23 protein-coding genes and 1 pseudogene are annotated in these 16,251 nt (G+C 59.4%); 15 read left to right on the top strand and 9 right to left on the bottom strand.

What is annotated here, in order from left to right:
- Window positions 1-78 precede the first annotated feature (78 nt).
- Together VSR82_RS25190 and VSR82_RS25195 are read left to right on the top strand one after the other, a co-directional pair.
- A pseudogene (locus VSR82_RS25190) lies at window positions 79-528 on the top strand (MFS transporter); the annotation flags it as partial.
- Between the two features lie 46 nt (window positions 529-574).
- Entirely contained in the window at window positions 575-2,287 is a 1,713-nt protein-coding gene (locus VSR82_RS25195) for a recombinase family protein (protein ID WP_498858143.1), read from the top strand.
- A 48-nt stretch (window positions 2,288-2,335) separates the two neighbouring features.
- Here the strand turns inward: VSR82_RS25195 and VSR82_RS25200 are convergent, their stop codons facing one another.
- Window positions 2,336-3,220: a hypothetical protein gene (locus tag VSR82_RS25200; RefSeq protein ID WP_498858144.1), complete on the bottom strand. Its 885-nt coding sequence runs from the start codon at window positions 3,218-3,220 to the stop codon at window positions 2,336-2,338.
- Between the two features lie 155 nt (window positions 3,221-3,375).
- Here VSR82_RS25200 and VSR82_RS25205 point away from each other — a divergent pair, with 155 nt between their 5' ends.
- Complete coding sequence (locus VSR82_RS25205; RefSeq protein WP_498858145.1) at window positions 3,376-3,606, top strand: hypothetical protein; 231 nt, start codon at window positions 3,376-3,378, stop codon at window positions 3,604-3,606.
- Between the two features lie 322 nt (window positions 3,607-3,928).
- Window positions 3,929-5,242: a hypothetical protein gene (locus VSR82_RS25210; RefSeq protein ID WP_498858146.1), complete on the top strand. Its 1,314-nt coding sequence runs from the start codon at window positions 3,929-3,931 to the stop codon at window positions 5,240-5,242.
- A 187-nt stretch (window positions 5,243-5,429) separates the two neighbouring features.
- Here the strand turns inward: VSR82_RS25210 and VSR82_RS25215 are convergent, their stop codons facing one another.
- From VSR82_RS25215 to VSR82_RS25235, 5 genes are all read right to left on the bottom strand, one after another.
- Entirely contained in the window at window positions 5,430-5,723 is a 294-nt protein-coding gene (locus VSR82_RS25215) for a hypothetical protein (RefSeq protein ID WP_498858147.1), read from the bottom strand.
- A gap of 242 nt (window positions 5,724-5,965) precedes the next feature.
- The gene (locus VSR82_RS25220) at window positions 5,966-6,193 is read right to left on the bottom strand and encodes a hypothetical protein (RefSeq protein WP_498858148.1); all 228 of its coding nucleotides are present in this window, start codon (window positions 6,191-6,193) and stop codon (window positions 5,966-5,968) included.
- A 165-nt stretch (window positions 6,194-6,358) separates the two neighbouring features.
- On the bottom strand, window positions 6,359-6,607 hold the full coding sequence (locus VSR82_RS25225) for a hypothetical protein (RefSeq protein ID WP_498858149.1): 249 nt from the start codon (window positions 6,605-6,607) through the stop codon (window positions 6,359-6,361).
- Between the two features lies 1 nt (window position 6,608).
- Window positions 6,609-7,742 carry a RecT family recombinase gene (locus VSR82_RS25230; protein ID WP_498858150.1) on the bottom strand — a complete coding sequence of 378 codons (1,134 nt, stop codon included), beginning with the start codon at window positions 7,740-7,742 and terminating at the stop codon, window positions 6,609-6,611.
- On the bottom strand, window positions 7,739-8,662 hold the full coding sequence (locus VSR82_RS25235) for a YqaJ viral recombinase family nuclease (protein ID WP_498858151.1): 924 nt from the start codon (window positions 8,660-8,662) through the stop codon (window positions 7,739-7,741). The genes VSR82_RS25230 and VSR82_RS25235 overlap by 4 nt, the downstream gene beginning before the upstream one ends.
- 529 nt (window positions 8,663-9,191) lie before the next feature.
- On the opposite strand from VSR82_RS25235, the gene VSR82_RS25240 reads away from it, so the two are divergent.
- From VSR82_RS25240 to VSR82_RS25290, 11 genes are all read left to right on the top strand, one after another.
- Window positions 9,192-9,530, top strand: a complete 339-nt coding sequence (locus VSR82_RS25240) for a YdaS family helix-turn-helix protein (RefSeq protein ID WP_498858152.1) — start codon at window positions 9,192-9,194, stop codon at window positions 9,528-9,530.
- Window positions 9,527-10,591 (top strand): ParB/RepB/Spo0J family partition protein, encoded by a 1,065-nt coding sequence (locus VSR82_RS25245; RefSeq protein WP_498858153.1) that lies wholly within the window; start codon window positions 9,527-9,529, stop codon window positions 10,589-10,591. The genes VSR82_RS25240 and VSR82_RS25245 overlap by 4 nt, the downstream gene beginning before the upstream one ends.
- On the top strand, window positions 10,588-11,124 hold the full coding sequence (locus VSR82_RS25250; protein WP_498858154.1) for a hypothetical protein: 537 nt from the start codon (window positions 10,588-10,590) through the stop codon (window positions 11,122-11,124). Before VSR82_RS25245 ends, VSR82_RS25250 begins: the two co-directional genes overlap by 4 nt.
- Window positions 11,114-11,320, top strand: a complete 207-nt coding sequence (locus VSR82_RS25255) for a hypothetical protein (protein ID WP_498858155.1) — start codon at window positions 11,114-11,116, stop codon at window positions 11,318-11,320. The genes VSR82_RS25250 and VSR82_RS25255 overlap by 11 nt, the downstream gene beginning before the upstream one ends.
- On the top strand, window positions 11,310-12,191 hold the full coding sequence (locus tag VSR82_RS25260; protein ID WP_498858156.1) for a hypothetical protein: 882 nt from the start codon (window positions 11,310-11,312) through the stop codon (window positions 12,189-12,191). The genes VSR82_RS25255 and VSR82_RS25260 overlap by 11 nt, the downstream gene beginning before the upstream one ends.
- The gene (locus tag VSR82_RS25265; RefSeq protein ID WP_498858157.1) at window positions 12,172-12,708 is read left to right on the top strand and encodes a hypothetical protein; all 537 of its coding nucleotides are present in this window, start codon (window positions 12,172-12,174) and stop codon (window positions 12,706-12,708) included. Before VSR82_RS25260 ends, VSR82_RS25265 begins: the two co-directional genes overlap by 20 nt.
- A 10-nt stretch (window positions 12,709-12,718) precedes the next feature.
- Window positions 12,719-13,351 carry a RusA family crossover junction endodeoxyribonuclease gene (locus VSR82_RS25270; protein ID WP_498858158.1) on the top strand — a complete coding sequence of 211 codons (633 nt, stop codon included), beginning with the start codon at window positions 12,719-12,721 and terminating at the stop codon, window positions 13,349-13,351.
- A complete protein-coding gene (locus VSR82_RS25275; RefSeq protein WP_498858159.1) occupies window positions 13,348-13,596 on the top strand; it encodes a hypothetical protein in 249 nt (82 codons plus the stop codon). Before VSR82_RS25270 ends, VSR82_RS25275 begins: the two co-directional genes overlap by 4 nt.
- Window positions 13,597-13,813: 217 nt before the next feature.
- On the top strand, window positions 13,814-14,026 hold the full coding sequence (locus VSR82_RS25280) for a hypothetical protein (RefSeq protein WP_498858160.1): 213 nt from the start codon (window positions 13,814-13,816) through the stop codon (window positions 14,024-14,026).
- A gap of 8 nt (window positions 14,027-14,034) precedes the next feature.
- A complete protein-coding gene (locus VSR82_RS25285; protein WP_429295362.1) occupies window positions 14,035-14,640 on the top strand; it encodes a hypothetical protein in 606 nt (201 codons plus the stop codon).
- 23 nt (window positions 14,641-14,663) lie between these two features.
- A complete protein-coding gene (locus VSR82_RS25290; RefSeq protein WP_498858161.1) occupies window positions 14,664-14,906 on the top strand; it encodes a hypothetical protein in 243 nt (80 codons plus the stop codon).
- A gap of 243 nt (window positions 14,907-15,149) precedes the next feature.
- On the opposite strand, the gene VSR82_RS25295 is transcribed toward VSR82_RS25290, so the two are convergent.
- Genes VSR82_RS25295 through VSR82_RS25305 form a run of 3 tightly spaced genes read right to left on the bottom strand, consistent with a single transcriptional unit; the run spans window position 15,150 to window position 16,250 of the window.
- On the bottom strand, window positions 15,150-15,389 hold the full coding sequence (locus VSR82_RS25295; RefSeq protein ID WP_429295364.1) for a hypothetical protein: 240 nt from the start codon (window positions 15,387-15,389) through the stop codon (window positions 15,150-15,152).
- Between the two features lie 15 nt (window positions 15,390-15,404).
- Window positions 15,405-15,842, bottom strand: coding sequence for an antirestriction protein (locus tag VSR82_RS25300; protein ID WP_498858162.1), 438 nt, complete (start codon window positions 15,840-15,842; stop codon window positions 15,405-15,407).
- Between the two features lie 21 nt (window positions 15,843-15,863).
- The gene (locus VSR82_RS25305; protein WP_498858163.1) at window positions 15,864-16,250 is read right to left on the bottom strand and encodes a DUF3846 domain-containing protein; all 387 of its coding nucleotides are present in this window, start codon (window positions 16,248-16,250) and stop codon (window positions 15,864-15,866) included.
- Window position 16,251 lies beyond the last annotated feature (1 nt).

Below are 16,251 nucleotides of genomic sequence, written 5' to 3' on the forward strand. Positions count from 1 at the left end.
CAAGGCCGGCATCGGACTGGCCGCGGCGAGCGATCAGCGCCGCCGTAAAAGCAGTCGCAACAGAAGGAGACAGACAACATGGCATCCCCCGATCACGCGGAGTCCGTCGCGCGCAGCGGCGGCAACGCGGCGCATTCCACCGACGCGGCCGGCAGCGCCCGCAGCACCGCCGCTCAGGCGGCGGGCCATGCAGCGCTCGACGCCGGCAGCATTTCGGCACGCCTCGACCGCTTGCCCGCCACGCGCTCCATCTGGAAGCTCGTGGTGCTGCTGAGCCTCGGCTTCTTCTTCGAACTCTACGATCTGCTGTATTCCGGCTATGTCGCGCCGGGCCTCGTGAAAAGCGGTCTGCTGACCGCGACCACGCGCGGCCTGTTCGGCTCGACCGGCGTCGCGAGTTTCATCGCCGCGCTGTTCAGCGGCCTGTTTATCGGCACGATTGCGTGCGGTTTCCTCGCGGATCGCTTCGGGCGGCGCGCGGTATTCACGTGGTCGCTGCTTTGGTATACCGCGGCGAAGCTCGCGGTTATTGAATATATACTCAGGATTCCCACTCTTTGTTGGTCGAATCCAGATGGCAACCGCACGTCAAGCCGCGCGCAAAATCGCGCCTTCCCATCCCCCCGGTAGGGTCTACAGCTACACCCGGTTCAGTTCGCTAAAGCAGGCGGCAGGGACCAGCGCCGAGCGTCAGGCAGAGTACGCCGCGAAGTGGGCGGCCTCGCATGGCCTCGAACTGGACGAGTCGCTAACCATGCGCGACGAAGGTCTGAGCGCGTATCACCAGAAGCATGTCAAAAAGGGCGCGCTCGGCGCATTCCTCAAAGCCGTTGAGCAGGGTCGCATCCCGTGGGGCTCGGTCCTTATCGTCGAAAATTTCGACCGGCTTTCACGCGCAAGCGCGCTGGATGCTCAGGCGCAGCTGGCCAGCATCGTCAATGCCGGAATCACCGTCGTGACCGCGACGGACAATCGCGAATATAACGTCGATAGTTTGCGCGCCGACCCGATGAGTCTCATCTACAGCGTGCTCTCGATGATCCGCGCGCACGAAGAAAGTGAGCGCAAAAGTCAACTTGTCTCGGACGCTTTCCGCAAGCGGTGTGAGCAGTGGATTAATGGGACGTTTCGCGGACTGGTTGGCGGACCGTGCTCGTGTCCGTCATGGTTGCGTTACCTAGAGAATCCCGGCAAGCTTGCCCAATTTGAATTCATACCGGAGAAGGCCGAGGCGTGGAGGCGGGCTCTGTCTCTCTATCGTGCGGGATACGGTGGTATCCAGACTGCGCAACGGCTGGCGGAAGAGGGGCTTACCGTGAGTGAGCGTTATCCGGTTACAGCCATTAATCGAAAGGTTACGTCTCGTACGCTGATAGGCGAAAAGGTGATTACCACGTGCGGTCAAACGTACACTCTGCGCGGATACTATCCCCCACTGATCACGGAATCCGAGTTTAATGAATTGCAGGCGCTGGCTGCCAAACGTGGCTTTCGGAAGGGCAAGAGCGTCGTATCGCCTATCGTGACCGGGTGGGGCATCACGCTATGTGGTTATTGCGGCTCAGTCGTTGTTTCACAGCACCAGAATAGGAAAAAGCGCGACGCCAGTAAGCAGCATACGTATACGCGCTATCTGCGATGCGCTCAATTTCAGCAAAAAGGTAAGCACTGCACGGCTGTAGTGACAAGCTGTTCGGCGGAAGCGGTCGAGCGCGCGATCATGCGATATTGCGCCGACCCGCTGAAGCTCACGCACCTTCAGCAAGGCACCGACATCGTTAGCCCGCTGATGGCGCAACTCGTCGTGAAGCGCAAGGTCGTGACGAAGCTCGAAGTCAAGCTGAAGGGATTTACCGACGCGCTACTCGAAGATGACGAGGCGGCGCCCGCCAGCTATATCAAGCTTATGCGCGAGACGGAAAAACAGAAGAGGGAAGCCGAACGCGCGGTGGGCGATCTGGAGCGCGAGCTGGCTGTCAATACGCAGGCGCACCCGTCGCGGGCGGACGAGTGGGCCGGGTTGATTGATGCGGTAATCGAACTCGATGACGATGCGCGCATGAAGGCACGGAGACTGATGCAGGACACTTTCGAGCGCATCGAGCTGTTCACGAAGGGGCTTGACCTGAAGGGCGATCACATCCACCTGCAACTGACGTCGAAGCGCGGCGTGGTGGTAGGTCTCGATATTGACCGCTCGACCGGTGAACTGATCGGGGCCAGCAAGGATCGCACGGAGACCCTGCACAAAGCGCGTGGACCGTCGCGCAAGCCGCGCGTCCGGTAGGCGATGCGCAGCTTCTAATTGTAGATGACAGGATGGCTACAACGGAGTCTATTTGCTGATGCTCAATTCGTGCTCCACGCGGCGAATAACTTCTTCGAGCGCTCTTCGTGCCTGTTCGCCGTTCTCGGCTAACGTGCGTCTTAGCTGATCTTGATTATCGTCTAACATACCTAGTTCGCTCCGCAAGGCGATACTCGCCGTGATAGAGACGTCAGTCAGTTTCGGCTGCGAAAGGGCCATAGTCCGCAGAAAATCTAGTTGAGCCATCTGAAGTTCACGGGAGCTAGCCGATCGCTTCGCCGTCCACTGATCGATTTGCCGCTGATGAAAGGCGATCTGATTTACTACAAAATTCCATTTTTCGGCTTGTGGGGGGCCTTCAAACAACATCGACGTTTGAACTTGGACCCACCGCGCATGGTCTTCAACAGATCGCGTCACTATCTGTCCATTTACCTGCAGCTGATCGTGAGCTAATTCGATAGCGCTGCGTTTGGCTGATAGCTCAATATTGAGGGCCATGACCTGTTGCAATAGAGCGCCGGCAGCTGCAACCGTCGTCAGGCTGGCGACGGCATTCACTTTTGAAATTAATCCAACAGCGTCGACGAACTTTGCCTGAAGTTCCGATCGAGGAACAGTCGGATCGGCCATCGCTCCTATGGAACTCGATGCCGTATACAAAGCTTCGATCGCGGGAATATAGACGTCGCGCTTGAGCTTCATTCTTCGGTCTAGCGCACTCTCCGACGCGTCATGCAGACGTTTAAGGGCATTTTCGTCGGCCGTATGTTTCAGCTGTTGCGCGTGCCGACGGGACAACCCAACATTCGTTGCCAGCACCCCGATAACAGTAATCAGCGATCCGACGATGCCCGACCAAACCACGTTTGGAACAGACTTCAGCATCTCCCCCCATACAAACACGCCCATTCGCATCTCCTTCGCAGGTCAGGCAGAAAAATCAACGGTTTTGGGAACCTAATGATGGGAATTTCGATAAACTAGTTGAGTGGCACAAAATACGCGGAAAAAGGGTTATACCAGAATTTTATGAGGTTGAGGGTAACATAAAGAAGGTAGACGCAATGTTCTCCACAATTGAATTTTGGGACCACCTCAAAATTCTCTTGAGCCGGTTGCGCCGTGTCGATGATATCCAGTCCAGCGTTCCTTACAAAATTGCCGGAATGTTAAAGAGGGAGGGGATGGATGGAGGGAATGGTGAGTTGTTTCTGAAAACAGCAAGGGCGGTTGTGACAACTGCGATAGAGAAAAGAGCGATTTTTTCGGCAAAGAAGAAATTGAATAAGCACTAATCCTGTCTGTTGCGAACGCCAAAAAAAGCGTTCGGTGGCGCTGATCGGATCGTTCACTTCGAGGCGTTTGGCTGCTGATAGTCGCTCTATTTTCTCCGCGGTTAAGTATCCGTCCTGCGTCTATCCTTGTCTGCATCAGCAGCTTTGAGAGAGGCGGCGATCCGCACTAGCGCGCAAAGTATCGCCACACAGGTTGTCCCAACCAGTTGTCGCGGATAGAATTGCGTCGTCCGTAAGCTTCGGTGCGGACAATCGCAAACTACAATACCCGTCTTCAGCGGGCAATTCCTTAATTTTGGCGAGACTTCCGGGGAGAGCTGTAATGTCCGATGTAGACACAGAATTTGATGACGAGCCAGGCCAGTCAAATCCGGCGCGTGAAGATTTCGCAGAAGCTAAAGTCAAACTAGAAGCACGGTGCAAAACCGCAAATATCCCAATTGAATCTATCGAACCGTTCAACGGGTCGCCAAGATTGAAGATGGAAATGAATTGTGCGCGATGGAAACGCCCCATCGTCGTAGCGACTCATAATATCTCTGGTCTGCTTTCGATTCCGTTTGAAAAATACGTCTTTCTATCCGGCTTGGAGGCTATTTGCTCCTATGCTGATGGGACCGTCGAGGCAGGGATCAAGCCCGCGGTGCAAAATTTTCTACCTTCGACTTACACATATCGCCGCATCTTTGGTGGTGATTGGAAGCCTGGCTCAGAAGGCACCAAGGCGATAACCGTGCCGCCAGACAGGCCAGGTATGCCCCACATCGAGATTAGCCTGGCTACGAATGCCTATCTCGAGCTTTGCCGCGTACATAATCGTTTCAAACCGACCTTGAAGCTTTCTGGTTGTCATCTGTCGAATCACGACGACGCCTTGTCACTGCTGAACAAGGTCGCGGGGGCAGTCTTGTTTCAGTTAGATCTGCTCACCGACACTCCATTAGTACTGGAACGCGAGAGAAAGCGCATACGTTCGCGGCAAAGAGCCATCCCACGAACTACTGACCAGGTCGAGCTTCAATACCCTAAAACGCAGTTCGATAGTGCGCCGATGTCGCTTTACTGGTATGCGCGAAGCGCTGACAGCATGCCTTTATTACAGTTTTTGGCGTTTTATCAAGTAGTCGAATTTTACTTTCCGATCTATTCGAGATCAGAGGCGCAACGCAAACTAAAAGGGATACTTAAGGACCCGACGTTTCGATCTGATCGCGATGCTGACATTGCAAGACTGCTCGCGGCGATTTACGTCAGTCGAAGCGGGGCATACGGCGATGAAAGATCGCAGCTTCGTGCAACACTAAACGAGTGCATTGACCCGGATGCATTGCGTCGGTATTTCGAGGAAGATGAGATAACGAAGAACTTTTTTCTCACAAAGTCCAAGTCACTCCCTTACCACAAGATCCCGTTAGCGAACAAATCTGCAGATCTTAGGAACGATGTTGCTGACAGAATATACGACATTCGTTGTAAGATTGTTCACACGAAAGCTGACTCGAGGGACGAAAACATAGATCTTCTTCTTCCATTTACGCATGAATCGGAGCAGCTTTCTGACGACATCGAGCTGATCCAGTTTCTTGCTCAAGCCGTCCTGGTATCAAGCAGCACGCCTTTTAACGCACACGCCTAGACATGGTTTTGGAAGGGCGAGGGCTATCGGTTGATGCTCAGCGGCCCTTCCCAATGATCAGAAGGCTCGCCGAGTGAGTCATGGACATGCGACGTCCGAATTAGCGCGCCGAGCTGCCCCTTGGAGATTGATCGTGATGGCCGCGCATGGCCGGCCTATTCTCCACGGAAATCCTCGATGATCTTTTTTACCAATCCTTGTCCTGAAACAGACCCTCGGGCGTAGAGTGAATCCGCAGATAGCCTTCGCCAACCAAATATTTTCGATAGGCGAGAATTGCCAGATCCCAGACTTCCTGCTGGACCTGCGGCCCGAGGTCGAGAATGTTGCCTTGCTGATCGACGACCGCGAGCGTAGCGAGACGGCCGTTGGTGTCCGTGATCGTATAGCATTCCCAGATAACGGCGCTGATACACGAGTGTTGGAGCACGGCGCGGCTTTCCGACTTCGGATCATCAATCGGGCTGGTTACGTCTGTCATAGCTCGTTCACCTTTCCTGACATTTTCCCGTCGCGAGCCTGTGGTTCCTCACGCGAGCGCCTGAAAAGCTCGATGCACTGCGGGCTGGACTTGCAGCCAGGGCAGAAGTAGACCGTGCGGGTTAGATAGCCAGTGAACCAGTCCCACGCGAGGGCTTCACTCGACCAGATATCAGCTAACGGCTTGCCGCAAAGTTCGCATGTATTCACGGCACGTCCCTGCGTGAACCTTCCCGCATTCTCTCACCAGAACGCCGGGTCGAGCGCGTAGGCCGTGCCGAACGTATGCGGGCCACACATGTGCGACCGGTAGACCAAGCAGCCGTCCCTGATGCCCGTCACGCACGGCGACTCGCCGTAGACCTCGCACGTCACACCGTAGTCAGGTTCGAACGAATCAATCTCTCGCACGTCTTCGCCGGTGACAGGCGGCAGGGGCTTCGCGTGCGCCTTCCTGATACGCGATGACATGGCGCGTCCCCCTATTCGTCATCACTGCCGTTGCCATTGCCGTCGCCTTCAAGGGCTTGTTCTGAGGCTTCGAGCGTGGCACGGGTACCTCATCATCGCCGTGGTTTTCCGTACGCGTATTGATGTGCTCAAGCATGACCTCATGGTCGGTAAAGTTCATCATCGCTAGTCCTTCCGGTTACGCAGTTCCATTTCGTTGAGGAAGGCGCGCTTCTCGCCATGCAGCCGGTCGAGCATACGCACGCCCTTATCCATATCGGATTCCTCGGCGATGGCTGCCGTGAACTCGAGAATCGCGCACGCGCCCGCATAGAACGCCATGCGCATGTCCGAGTACTGTCCGGGCGAGGCATCGAGCGGAATCACGTGAGCAGAAAAGTCCGTCCATGCGTCAGCAATGGAAAGACTGCGCACTTCATGCCCCTTCGAGTTTCTGGCGCTTCGCGACATAGAATTCTTCGAGTTCGTCGCGCTGACCCTCGGCCGGTACGTTGCGGATCAGGTCGGCCGCAAGGTCAAGTGCATCGGTTGCGTCGGCCTTTTCGAGCGCGTCCATCACTTCAGCAAAGGTCATGGGCGCTGCCGTATCCTCGCGTGGTGCCGCTCGCGATGCTTCGCCTGTGTCTTTCCCTTCGCCCTTTTTCGCAGCGTGCGTAGCGGCCTTTTCGGCGTTCAGCTTGTCGGCCCATGCCGTGCGGGCAATCTCTTTTTCGCGGGCCGTCCGCAGTCTCATGGCCCGCTCGCCTGCGGCGGCAAGTTCATCCGGCGTTGCGGCCTCGGCGATATCCTTCAGTACGTCATCGAGCGTGGGCACGGCCTCGCGTGCGTTCTTCTTCAGGTTCGCCTTCATTGCGTCGGTGCGCGACGTGCCCGCGGCGTTCCCGCGCGGGACTTCCTCGGCCGGTCCCATGTCACGCGAGCGCGGCGGCTCGAAGTCCAGTTCCTCAGGCGTGTAGACGCCGAGCAGGACATCAGGTGTGTAGCGGCGTGCCCACTTGCGGATTGCCAGCAGGCAGATCTGCTGCTGCGGGTCGTTGGCCCACTGCGTCGAGAAACGGGGGTATGCCTGCGACATCATCACCTGTACGGTGCGCGGTTCTGTCTCGTCGCGGAAGGTGGCACTGACGATCACGCCGAGCCCTTCCTCGTCCTTCTTCGTGTAGGTCGCCACGTAGTACTTGCCCCCCGTCTTATCCGAGGAGCGTTCCTCGCACTTGCCGAGTACCTTCGACCAGTCGCCGATGAATTCGTAGTTGGGCCGGTTGCGGATCGGCGCGCGTGCAATCACGACTGCCGCGACCAGTTGCCCTTCGTATCCAAGCTGCCCGCTCTTGGTCACATGCGTTTTCTGCGCCACGGCGAACGGGTCCATCTCCCAGCGCAGCGCCTGCATCGTCACCGCAAAACAGGTGCCCTTCTTGCCGCGCAGATGGTCCGGCACGGCCACGCCGCCGTTCGCCATCATGTCGGCAAGATGATCGACCTGCTGCAACAGTCCCGGCGTGAGCGTAAAGCGCTCGGTCTGGACTTCCTGAATCTCGGTACTCATTCGTCGTTCCTCCGGTTGGCGTCGGCCTTCGGCTTGCTGTAGGTCAGCGTGGTGTAGTCGCAATCCTCGACCTGATACGCAGGGCGGTGAACCGTCTTGCGCTTGTAGGCCCCGCCGTTCGGCAGACGGCCGATGGCGGCCTCACCCATGACGTGCAGGATGTGCGCACGTGCCCCATCGCTGACGGCCTGATAGGACTTGACGCGTTCATCGGCCTCGATGCGCACGCGGTGCCAGTACCAGACGTTTTCATCGAGATTGATGGTCCCGCCATCGGTGCCGGTATAAAGACGTTTCAGCAGATCGATAGCATGCGGGTGCTGATAGTCGAGTTCAGGTGGCTCGCGTGTTTCGACGTGCGTCCAGAACCGGCATTCGCCATCGATCACCATCTGTTCCAGTTCGCGATCCCGCTCGATCACATAGCGCACCATGCGATGACCGCCGACCAGCGCGGCGAGATACCAGACCGGATAGCCGAGACACGCCATGTAATGCACGCATTGCAGCAGGTAATGCGGCGGCACCTGATCGCTACCGGGTTCTCCCCACAGCCCGCTCTGCCGGAATGCGAACTGGTCAACGGTCTTGATTTCAAGGCCCGCCTTCATGCCGTCGATAGTGCGGTCCACGTTCGCAATCATGTACGCATACTTGGGATGCCAGATGATTGCATTGCGACGACGCAGCTTGACGCCGTACCGGTTGGCATACTGGCTGGCGACTACGCCTTCAAGTGCGCGCCCGAAGTCTGTGCGCTCCTGCCCGTCTGCGTCAATGTCGCGCGGTACGCGCTCGCCGATCTTGTCGTAATAGAGTTCGAGCGCGGTCATATGCGGACTCTGCCCGAGCGCGGCGGCGGCATCCGAGCCGCCGACCCCTTTCCTTCGCTGTTCTAACCAATGCTCACGCATGTTCATCGGTATATCTCCGGTCGCACTGCATGGATGGCGGCAGCCATGCCGAGGAAATGGCAACGCGCGGCGCACTGAAGTGCATACGCATCGAAACCCAGCGCCGACGCAACGAACGGGGGACTGTGCGCAACGTGCGCCGGTAACTGAATGGCGAGCGGCGCGAAAAATCGAAGGCGGTCACGGTGCAGATTCCCGGTCACGGTCACGGCGAAAACGTGAAGGAAAAGATAGGACGGCAATGCGCACTGAAGCAAGGCAGGAATTTTTTGATTATTTTTTCAAAGGCTGCTTTGTAAGCGTTGTGTATCTGTTCTTGTATCGGTTGTTGTATCTGTTCTTGTATCGGTTCCTGTATCGGTTTCTGTATCGGTTGGCCCGCAAACCCGCGTCGCTGTGAGCGCCGGATTTTGTCAATACGCAGCGCAGCATCGAAAGGCTGTAAGGTGGCAATTCGCCGTGGGTGGCCTTGAAGCGCGTGATTCGCGGGGCTATGTTTCAGCACACCTGAACAACATTGCAGGGGGCCGACAACATGACCCGACCCGTCGAAGCACTGGCGATTGCACGTGCCTATCCCGGCATGTCTGCGCTGATCCGCGCGATTGAACTGTGCGGCTCACAGCTGCTGCTTGCGCAGGCTATCGGCATCCGCAATGCCAAGCTCAGTGCATGGCTACACCAGACCCGCAAGGTGCCCCTCGAATTTGTGCCATTGATCTGCGCCGCCGCCAATCACCCGGACGTTACGCCGATGACCTTGCGGCCCGACTACATGCAGGGCTGGGCGCTACTAGCCCGTCAGCTGCGCGGTGCGCCGCGCGAAGCTGATGCCGAGCGTGAACCCGCCGCGCTCGAAGGTGAGCCGCAATGAGTGCCGGTCACGTTGCACGCGTACCCGGCTCGGACGGCAAGACGTACCCGACGAACCGCGCGAAGAACCGCGAAGCGATCCGGGCGGCCATTGAAGCCGATCCGAGCGAAACGAATACCGCAATCGCAAAGCGGCTGGGTACATCGCGCGACACCGTGCTCGACGTACGCCGACAACTCAGGGAATCAACCATGAATGCCATACCCGAACAGACCGATGTCGATGTCTTCTCTTTGCCCGTGCATCCGTGGGCGGCGATGTTCCCCATGCGCTCAGATGATGACCTCGCGGCAATGGCCGAAAGCATCAAGGCCCACGGGCTGCGCATGCCGGTCGTACTCGGCGAGAGCGTGATCGAGGAAGGCGGAGCACCGACGCTGTGCGTGATCGACGGACGCAACCGCATCGCCGCATGCAGGATCGCGGGCGTGAAGCCACACACGATCATCCTCAATGGCGAAGATCAGGACGCCTTTATCGCCGACGCGAATCTCGAACGTCGCGACCTCACCAAGGGGCAGAAGGCGATGCTAGTCGCTGTGCGCAAGGCGAAGCAGCAGGGCAAAAAATCAACTTCTTTAGAAACTAAAGAAGTTTCGGACGCCCGCGTGTCACAAGCCCGACTCGTCAAAGAATTTTGCCCCGAGATGGTCCCGCCGGTCATCGACGGCAAGCTCAGTCTCGATGACGCATATACAGAAGCCCAGCAGCGCAAGCGGGCGGGCGAGAGTAACGAGGAACGCTTCAATGCCCTCGATGCCGCACATCCCGATCTTGCCCAGCTGGTACGCGAGCAGACCCTGTCACTGGCATCGGCGGAATCCGAAGCGCGTGACCGCAAAGAGAAGCGGGATAACCTGGTCCGTTCGAAAGTCTCCACCATCAGCGAACTCGCTACCCGTATTGGTCTGATCGACAAGGCGCAAGGTGATCTGCTGGCGCAGGTTTATCGCGATCAGCCACAAGCGTTCAAGTCTGCGAACCTTGTCGATGATATCGATCAGTGGATTGCGGTGCTTGTCAACCTGAAAGCGAAACTGACCCGAGGAGAACAGGCATGAGCAAGCGCCATCCGAATCAGGCAAAGGCGGTACTGCGTGAGCTTGTCGATCGGTGTACTCCGAAACTTCACGAACTGATTGATGCTGCAAGAGGCGAGCGTGTTCCGCGCGACAGCCTTGCGGCGGAACTGGCAGTTTTCCTCGGGCGCGACGAGATCACCGCGACCTATGCGAAGTCGATTGTCGCGACGGACATTGTGGACTCGTTTATCGCCAGGACATCGGACGATGCCGCGCTTACGCTTGATCAGCTACGACTGTTTTCGGAAGAAAGCCTGCGCGAGCACCTGCGTTTGACCACGTTCGAATGCGGTGATGGAACGGTCATTCACCAGAGTTCCATGACCGACGATGACCTCGCAAAAGCAGAGGAACGTGAAATTCGCAATATCAATCGGGCGGCAATGAAACACGAGAAGAACTCCGCTTTTCGTATCCGGGTTCGTGCCTACACCGCAACGGGTATGTCATACGAGGACGCGGCGGTGCAGGTTCTTCGTGATCAGGACAGGGAGAACCGTGATGAACAGTAAGAGCACACTCTATCCGCGTCGCAACCAGCCGCGCACGCTGGCGGACTATGAACGCGCCTTCAATACGTTCCTGCGTGATACCGAGCGGGTCCGTCTCACGTTGGACATGAGCCTGCAACAGATGCGCGATCAGGAGCAGCGCGCACAGGCACTGATGCGGGTCGCGCCGTTACCCTTCATGAACCGTGAAGACTGATCTAGCGGGGCTGGAAATGCAGCGCATCCGCACGGTCAAGCCCGAACTGTTCAAGCACTGGCATCTGTATCAGGCCGAACAGGAAAGTGGATTGCCGCTTCGTATCGCCTATGTTGGCCTGTTCTGTTGTGCCGACCGCGAAGGCCGTTTCAAGTGGCGGCCTGAAGAACTCAAACCGGACATCCTGCCGAACGATCCGTGCGAATTCGGTGCGGTGCTCGATGCCCTGAGCGCGGCCGGATTTGTTTATCGATACGACACAGCAGGTGAGTCGTACGGCGTGATCCCGGCCTTCACGAAACATCAGGCCATCAACGTTCGCGAGGCGAAATCGGTGCTGCCGCCGCCACCCGCTACATGCACGCACGTGCATGCACGTGGGGAAGGGAAGGGAAGGGAAGGGAAAGGAAGGAGTAAACCCAGTGGTAGTAGTGAGGATAGTGGTACATTCGCGCGCGCGCGCGACGAGCACGGCCGCAATCCACACACGCCGACCGGCCCCGCCTCGATCACGCTCGCCATGCGCAAGGCGAACATCACCGGCGCGCAGCCGTCGAACCCGCGCATCGTCGCGCTGGCCGATGCAGGCGTGACGCCCGATGTCGTGACCGATGCGTGCGACGAAGCGCACCGCGCGCACCCGACTGAAGCGATCCCCGTTGCTTACGTCTGCACGATCCTCGAACGCTGGCTGCGTGAACCGCATCACGCGAACGGACATCCATCGGCATCGTCAGCATTCGATGAACGCGCGAAGGATCGCAGGCGCACCGTCGAGGGATTGACGGGCCGCTCGCGCAAGTCACGCGATGCGGGCGAGGTTATCGACGTGCCCGCCAGGGAGATCGGTCATGCTGCGAAGCATTCCTGAGCATTGCATCGAACGGCTGTTCAGCCGTATGTCGTCGCTCTATGGCTCGCGCTTCGCGGATATGTGGCGCGACGGCGATATCGACGAAATCAAGGCGGCATGGCGCGAAGGGCTCGCGGGGCAGAACGACGACGCGCTGCGCCGTGGCGTCGCTGCGCTGTTCCACGAAAAGAACCCGCCGACGCTGCCGCGCTTTCTCGAGCTTTGCCGACCGCAGCCGACGATGTACACGCCGAACGCGGCAGCACTGACCGACGACCGGCGTACGCCGCCCGAACAGGCTCGCGAGCAACTGGCCCGCATCCGTAACGTCGCGGGCGCACTCCTGCGCGAGCATGGCGCACCGGCAGGCGGCGGCATCCGCTGGGCGTTCCGGCTGCTGCAACGTGCCGAGAACGGCGAGCACGTCACGGTGCATCAGATCGGCTTTGCACGGGAAGCCATCGAGAGCTACAACCGTACGCATGGGCAGCACGTGAACGGCCACCAGCGTGAACCCGGCAGCGACGACGAGTGAGGGCGCAGCGATGAACATCGAATTCACGATCCTCGGTGAACCCGCGAGTAAGGCCAACTCGCGCGAGATTGTCGCACGCAAGATGCGTGATGCCTGGGGCGGAATGAAAACCCGGCCCATGTCGATCAAGAGCGAAAAGGCACGCGACTACGAACGCTCGGCGAAAAGGCAGATTCCGAAGTCGGCACGCGTGGCACTCACCGGCCCGGTACGAGTGACGATGCGGATTTTTTACGCGAGCGAGCGGCCTGACCTCGATGAGTCGGTCATTCTCGATGTACTGCAATCCAAGTTTCACAACGTGACCAGAAGCGGAAAGGAAGTCCGCGAATGCACCTACCGTGGGGTGTACATCAACGACCGGCAGGTGCGGCAGAAATTCATCATGCACGGCATTGACCGCTCGAACCCGCGTGCCGAGATTCGCGTTGAACCGTTGCAGGCGCAGCAGGCCATGCTCGACTTCGATGCAGTGCCGTACGACGCCTTCGAAACACCGCCAGAGGGCGATAACCGGCGCGGCCTGTCAGCCAGTCGCACCGATAGCCCCGTGACTGACTGCGCCGGGGAGCTTCGCGGGGCTGGAGAACCGGGCAAGGGTGATAGCGAAACCCCGCCATTGACGGCGACAGGTGCAACGTGAACGAATGGACCGCCCGCTTCATCGCATTGCTGCGCGCCGTGGATATGCCGCTCGATGCAGATGATCGCGCGCTGCTCGCGCAGCACTTCGAACGCGACGAACTCGCACTGGCCGAGCGCACCGACGCATTACAGCGCATCGGGCATATCGTGCGCGCCCATGCAGGGACCGACCTTGTGCAGGAACTGCCGATGATCGTCGCGAAGCTGGTCGGGCGGCTGGACGAACTCGAAAACAGGACCTAGCGATGCACCGCTGTTTGTGGCCCGGCTGTGATGTGCCCGTCTGCCGCTCGATGCGGGGCTGTCGCGCGCACTGGTACGCGCTGCCGAATGATCTGCGTGCGTGGATCGGCCGCGCGTACCGGCAGGGCATCGAACGCGGTGATCATCCGTCGCGGTCATGGCGCGAAGCGCATGCTGCTGCGCTCGCGTGGATCGAGCAGCGCGAGAGGGGCCGGTCATGAATATCGTTGCCGAACCGAAGCCAGGTGATCTGGTCGGCGTGCTTGAAATCGATCAGGACCCGCCGCAGTCCTGCTGGGTCCTCGCCGAGGTCGTGCTGGTCGATGCGTACAGGATCGGCGTGCGGTTCATGGACGGTGCGAACGTGGGCAAGTACCGCATGCTCGAACGCTCGACCCAGAACCGCGAATGGAAGCAGCGCGGCGCGTGAGGCGGAACATGAACACGATCTTTGCCGACACACCGACAGCGCTACACGTGTCGTTCCTGATCCTCGCGCTGCCGGTGCGTGAACCTTCCGCACTGCGCCGCGCGCTGATCCGCATGCTCGAATGCATGCCTGTCCACACGTACCAGCAGTCCGCGACGCTGGCGCGGCTGATCGGCACGCGTTCCCTCACGGTGGACTTCACCGGGCTGACCACGCCCGAGATCCATGCGCAGTGTTCGATGATTGTCGATGCCGTGCAGCGTCGTCTGCCGCGCCCGGAATTCTGCGCGATGCTTGCGCGCTTTGCGCCGACTGAGAACCTGAAGGCGGTCGGTGTCGATGGGTTGATGCTGTGGCTGTCGCCGCTCTCGCCGATCAGCAATCATGCGGCGCTGACCTCGCTGATCTGGCGGCGCTACGTGCCGAAGAAGTATCGCGATGGCTACTCGCTGCGCGCGATTGCCAAGGCGACAGGTTCGAGCAAGTCCACGCTCGGACGTGTCGCGCAGTGGCTTGAAGGTGAATTCTCAGGGCTTGAGCTTCAGGCGCTGCGCCACCTCGAAGAAACGTTCGTTCCGCATGGCGTCTGCGAAGCCATGCCGATGCAGTCATGAACCCCGCTACCCGGACCCGCCTGATGCTGCACTCCCACCACAAGGCGCACCGCCTCGAAGCAGACGTTGCGCGCATGACGGAAGCGCTCGACATGATCGCGAGAATGGCCGAGAACCGGCCCGCACCGCAGCCCCCTGCGGAAGTACTCGGCCACGTCGCGCGGCTGGCGCGTGCAGCACTGGCAGGCGCGACGCCGCCCGATCACCGGCTGCGTACCCCCGCAGACCGGCAGGAACCGGCAGCCGGTGCAGGGCCGAAGCCGTAGGATCGCGCAGGGCGGCCCCGCTGGCGTGTGCCCGAGGGAAGCGCAGGCGCGAAGTGCGGTGAAGCCCGCCAGCGCGATTCTGGCTGGTCCCGCCGCACTTCCCGGCAATCTGGCAAGGCCGGTATTGACAGCGTGGGACAGACCGGCGTATTTTCGCAGTCAAATCACTAGGCTCCCGAAGTACGCCCAGACGAAAAAAAGCCCGCAGAAGCGGGCTTTTTTGTTGGCCGGAACCTGAGAAGCTCAGGCGTCGGCGAGCGTCAGGACAAGTCGTTTGCCGAGCAGGCGCAGGGCTTCGTCTATCGCGTCGATTTTCGTTGGGTGGCGCAGGTCCAGCAGGCGGTTCACGCCCTGCCTCGTGGCCCCGAGACGTTCCGCCAGATCGATCGGGCGCACGCCCTGCGCGTTCATCTCGGCGAGCAGCAGGGCCTTCGCCACCGTGCTTGGCAGGGTTTCATCGACAGGGGTTTCTCGGGTCTGCATGGTCGTCGTTTCCGGTCAGTCAATCGCCGCGAGGATCGCGCGGTACTCAGGGTGTTCGCAGGCATAGGCCCGTAGCTCGTAGTAGCGGTCACAGAGGAAGTCGGTCGCCGCACCGTCATCCCTCGCCGATGCCCGCTCGGCCATCACGCCCAGCGCGAACAGCGACAGGATGATACCAGCCGCCTCGGTCGAAACCTCGCGGTCGGTGTAGTTCCCCGCGACCACGACCCGCCACCGCTCGCGCTCGGGCGGCGCTGCAAAGCGCGCGCCGTTGCTGACGCGGTGGAAGGTCCACAGACCACCGTCGTAGTCCGGCAGCAGGCCGTTAGCGAAGCCGTACAGCATGCTCTCGCCCGGTATGAAGTGGCGCGGGCCGAACATGTCAGGCATGAAGTCAAGTCGTCGGGATTCCGAAATAATCTCGGCGGTCATCGTGGTGGGTTTGTCGTTCATGATGGTCCTCGTAAGGGCAGGTTAGAGCGGAAAGCCGTCAGCGGTGACGGGGTAGAGCTCGCCGCGGTCATTGCCGGCCAGCCAGATCACATGCGCGCGCACATAGTCGAGCGTGCTGCGCGGGTCGCGGTCGTTGCCGTGGTCGGTCGTGCCGACCCAGAGGGCTTTACCGGCAAGCGGCTGATGCGGGAACAGGCGGCAGAAGAACCAAGCTTGATCCTCGCGGAACTGGCCTTCGTCATCGACGTAGAAAATATCGCCTTCCGCATTCTCGGGACCAACGGCGGTTATGCACTCGCAGTCGATCAGCGTGTAAATCTCGCGGAGCCGCTTCTCGCCGCTCTGCGTCTTGATGCGCCCGACCTGTGTCACGGTGCGGGAAAAGGGGTCAATCAGGTAGGCGTACATG

The organism is Burkholderia sp. JPY481 (assembly GCF_038900515.1).
In the GTDB taxonomy this organism is placed as follows: domain Bacteria; phylum Pseudomonadota; class Gammaproteobacteria; order Burkholderiales; family Burkholderiaceae; genus Paraburkholderia; species Paraburkholderia youngii.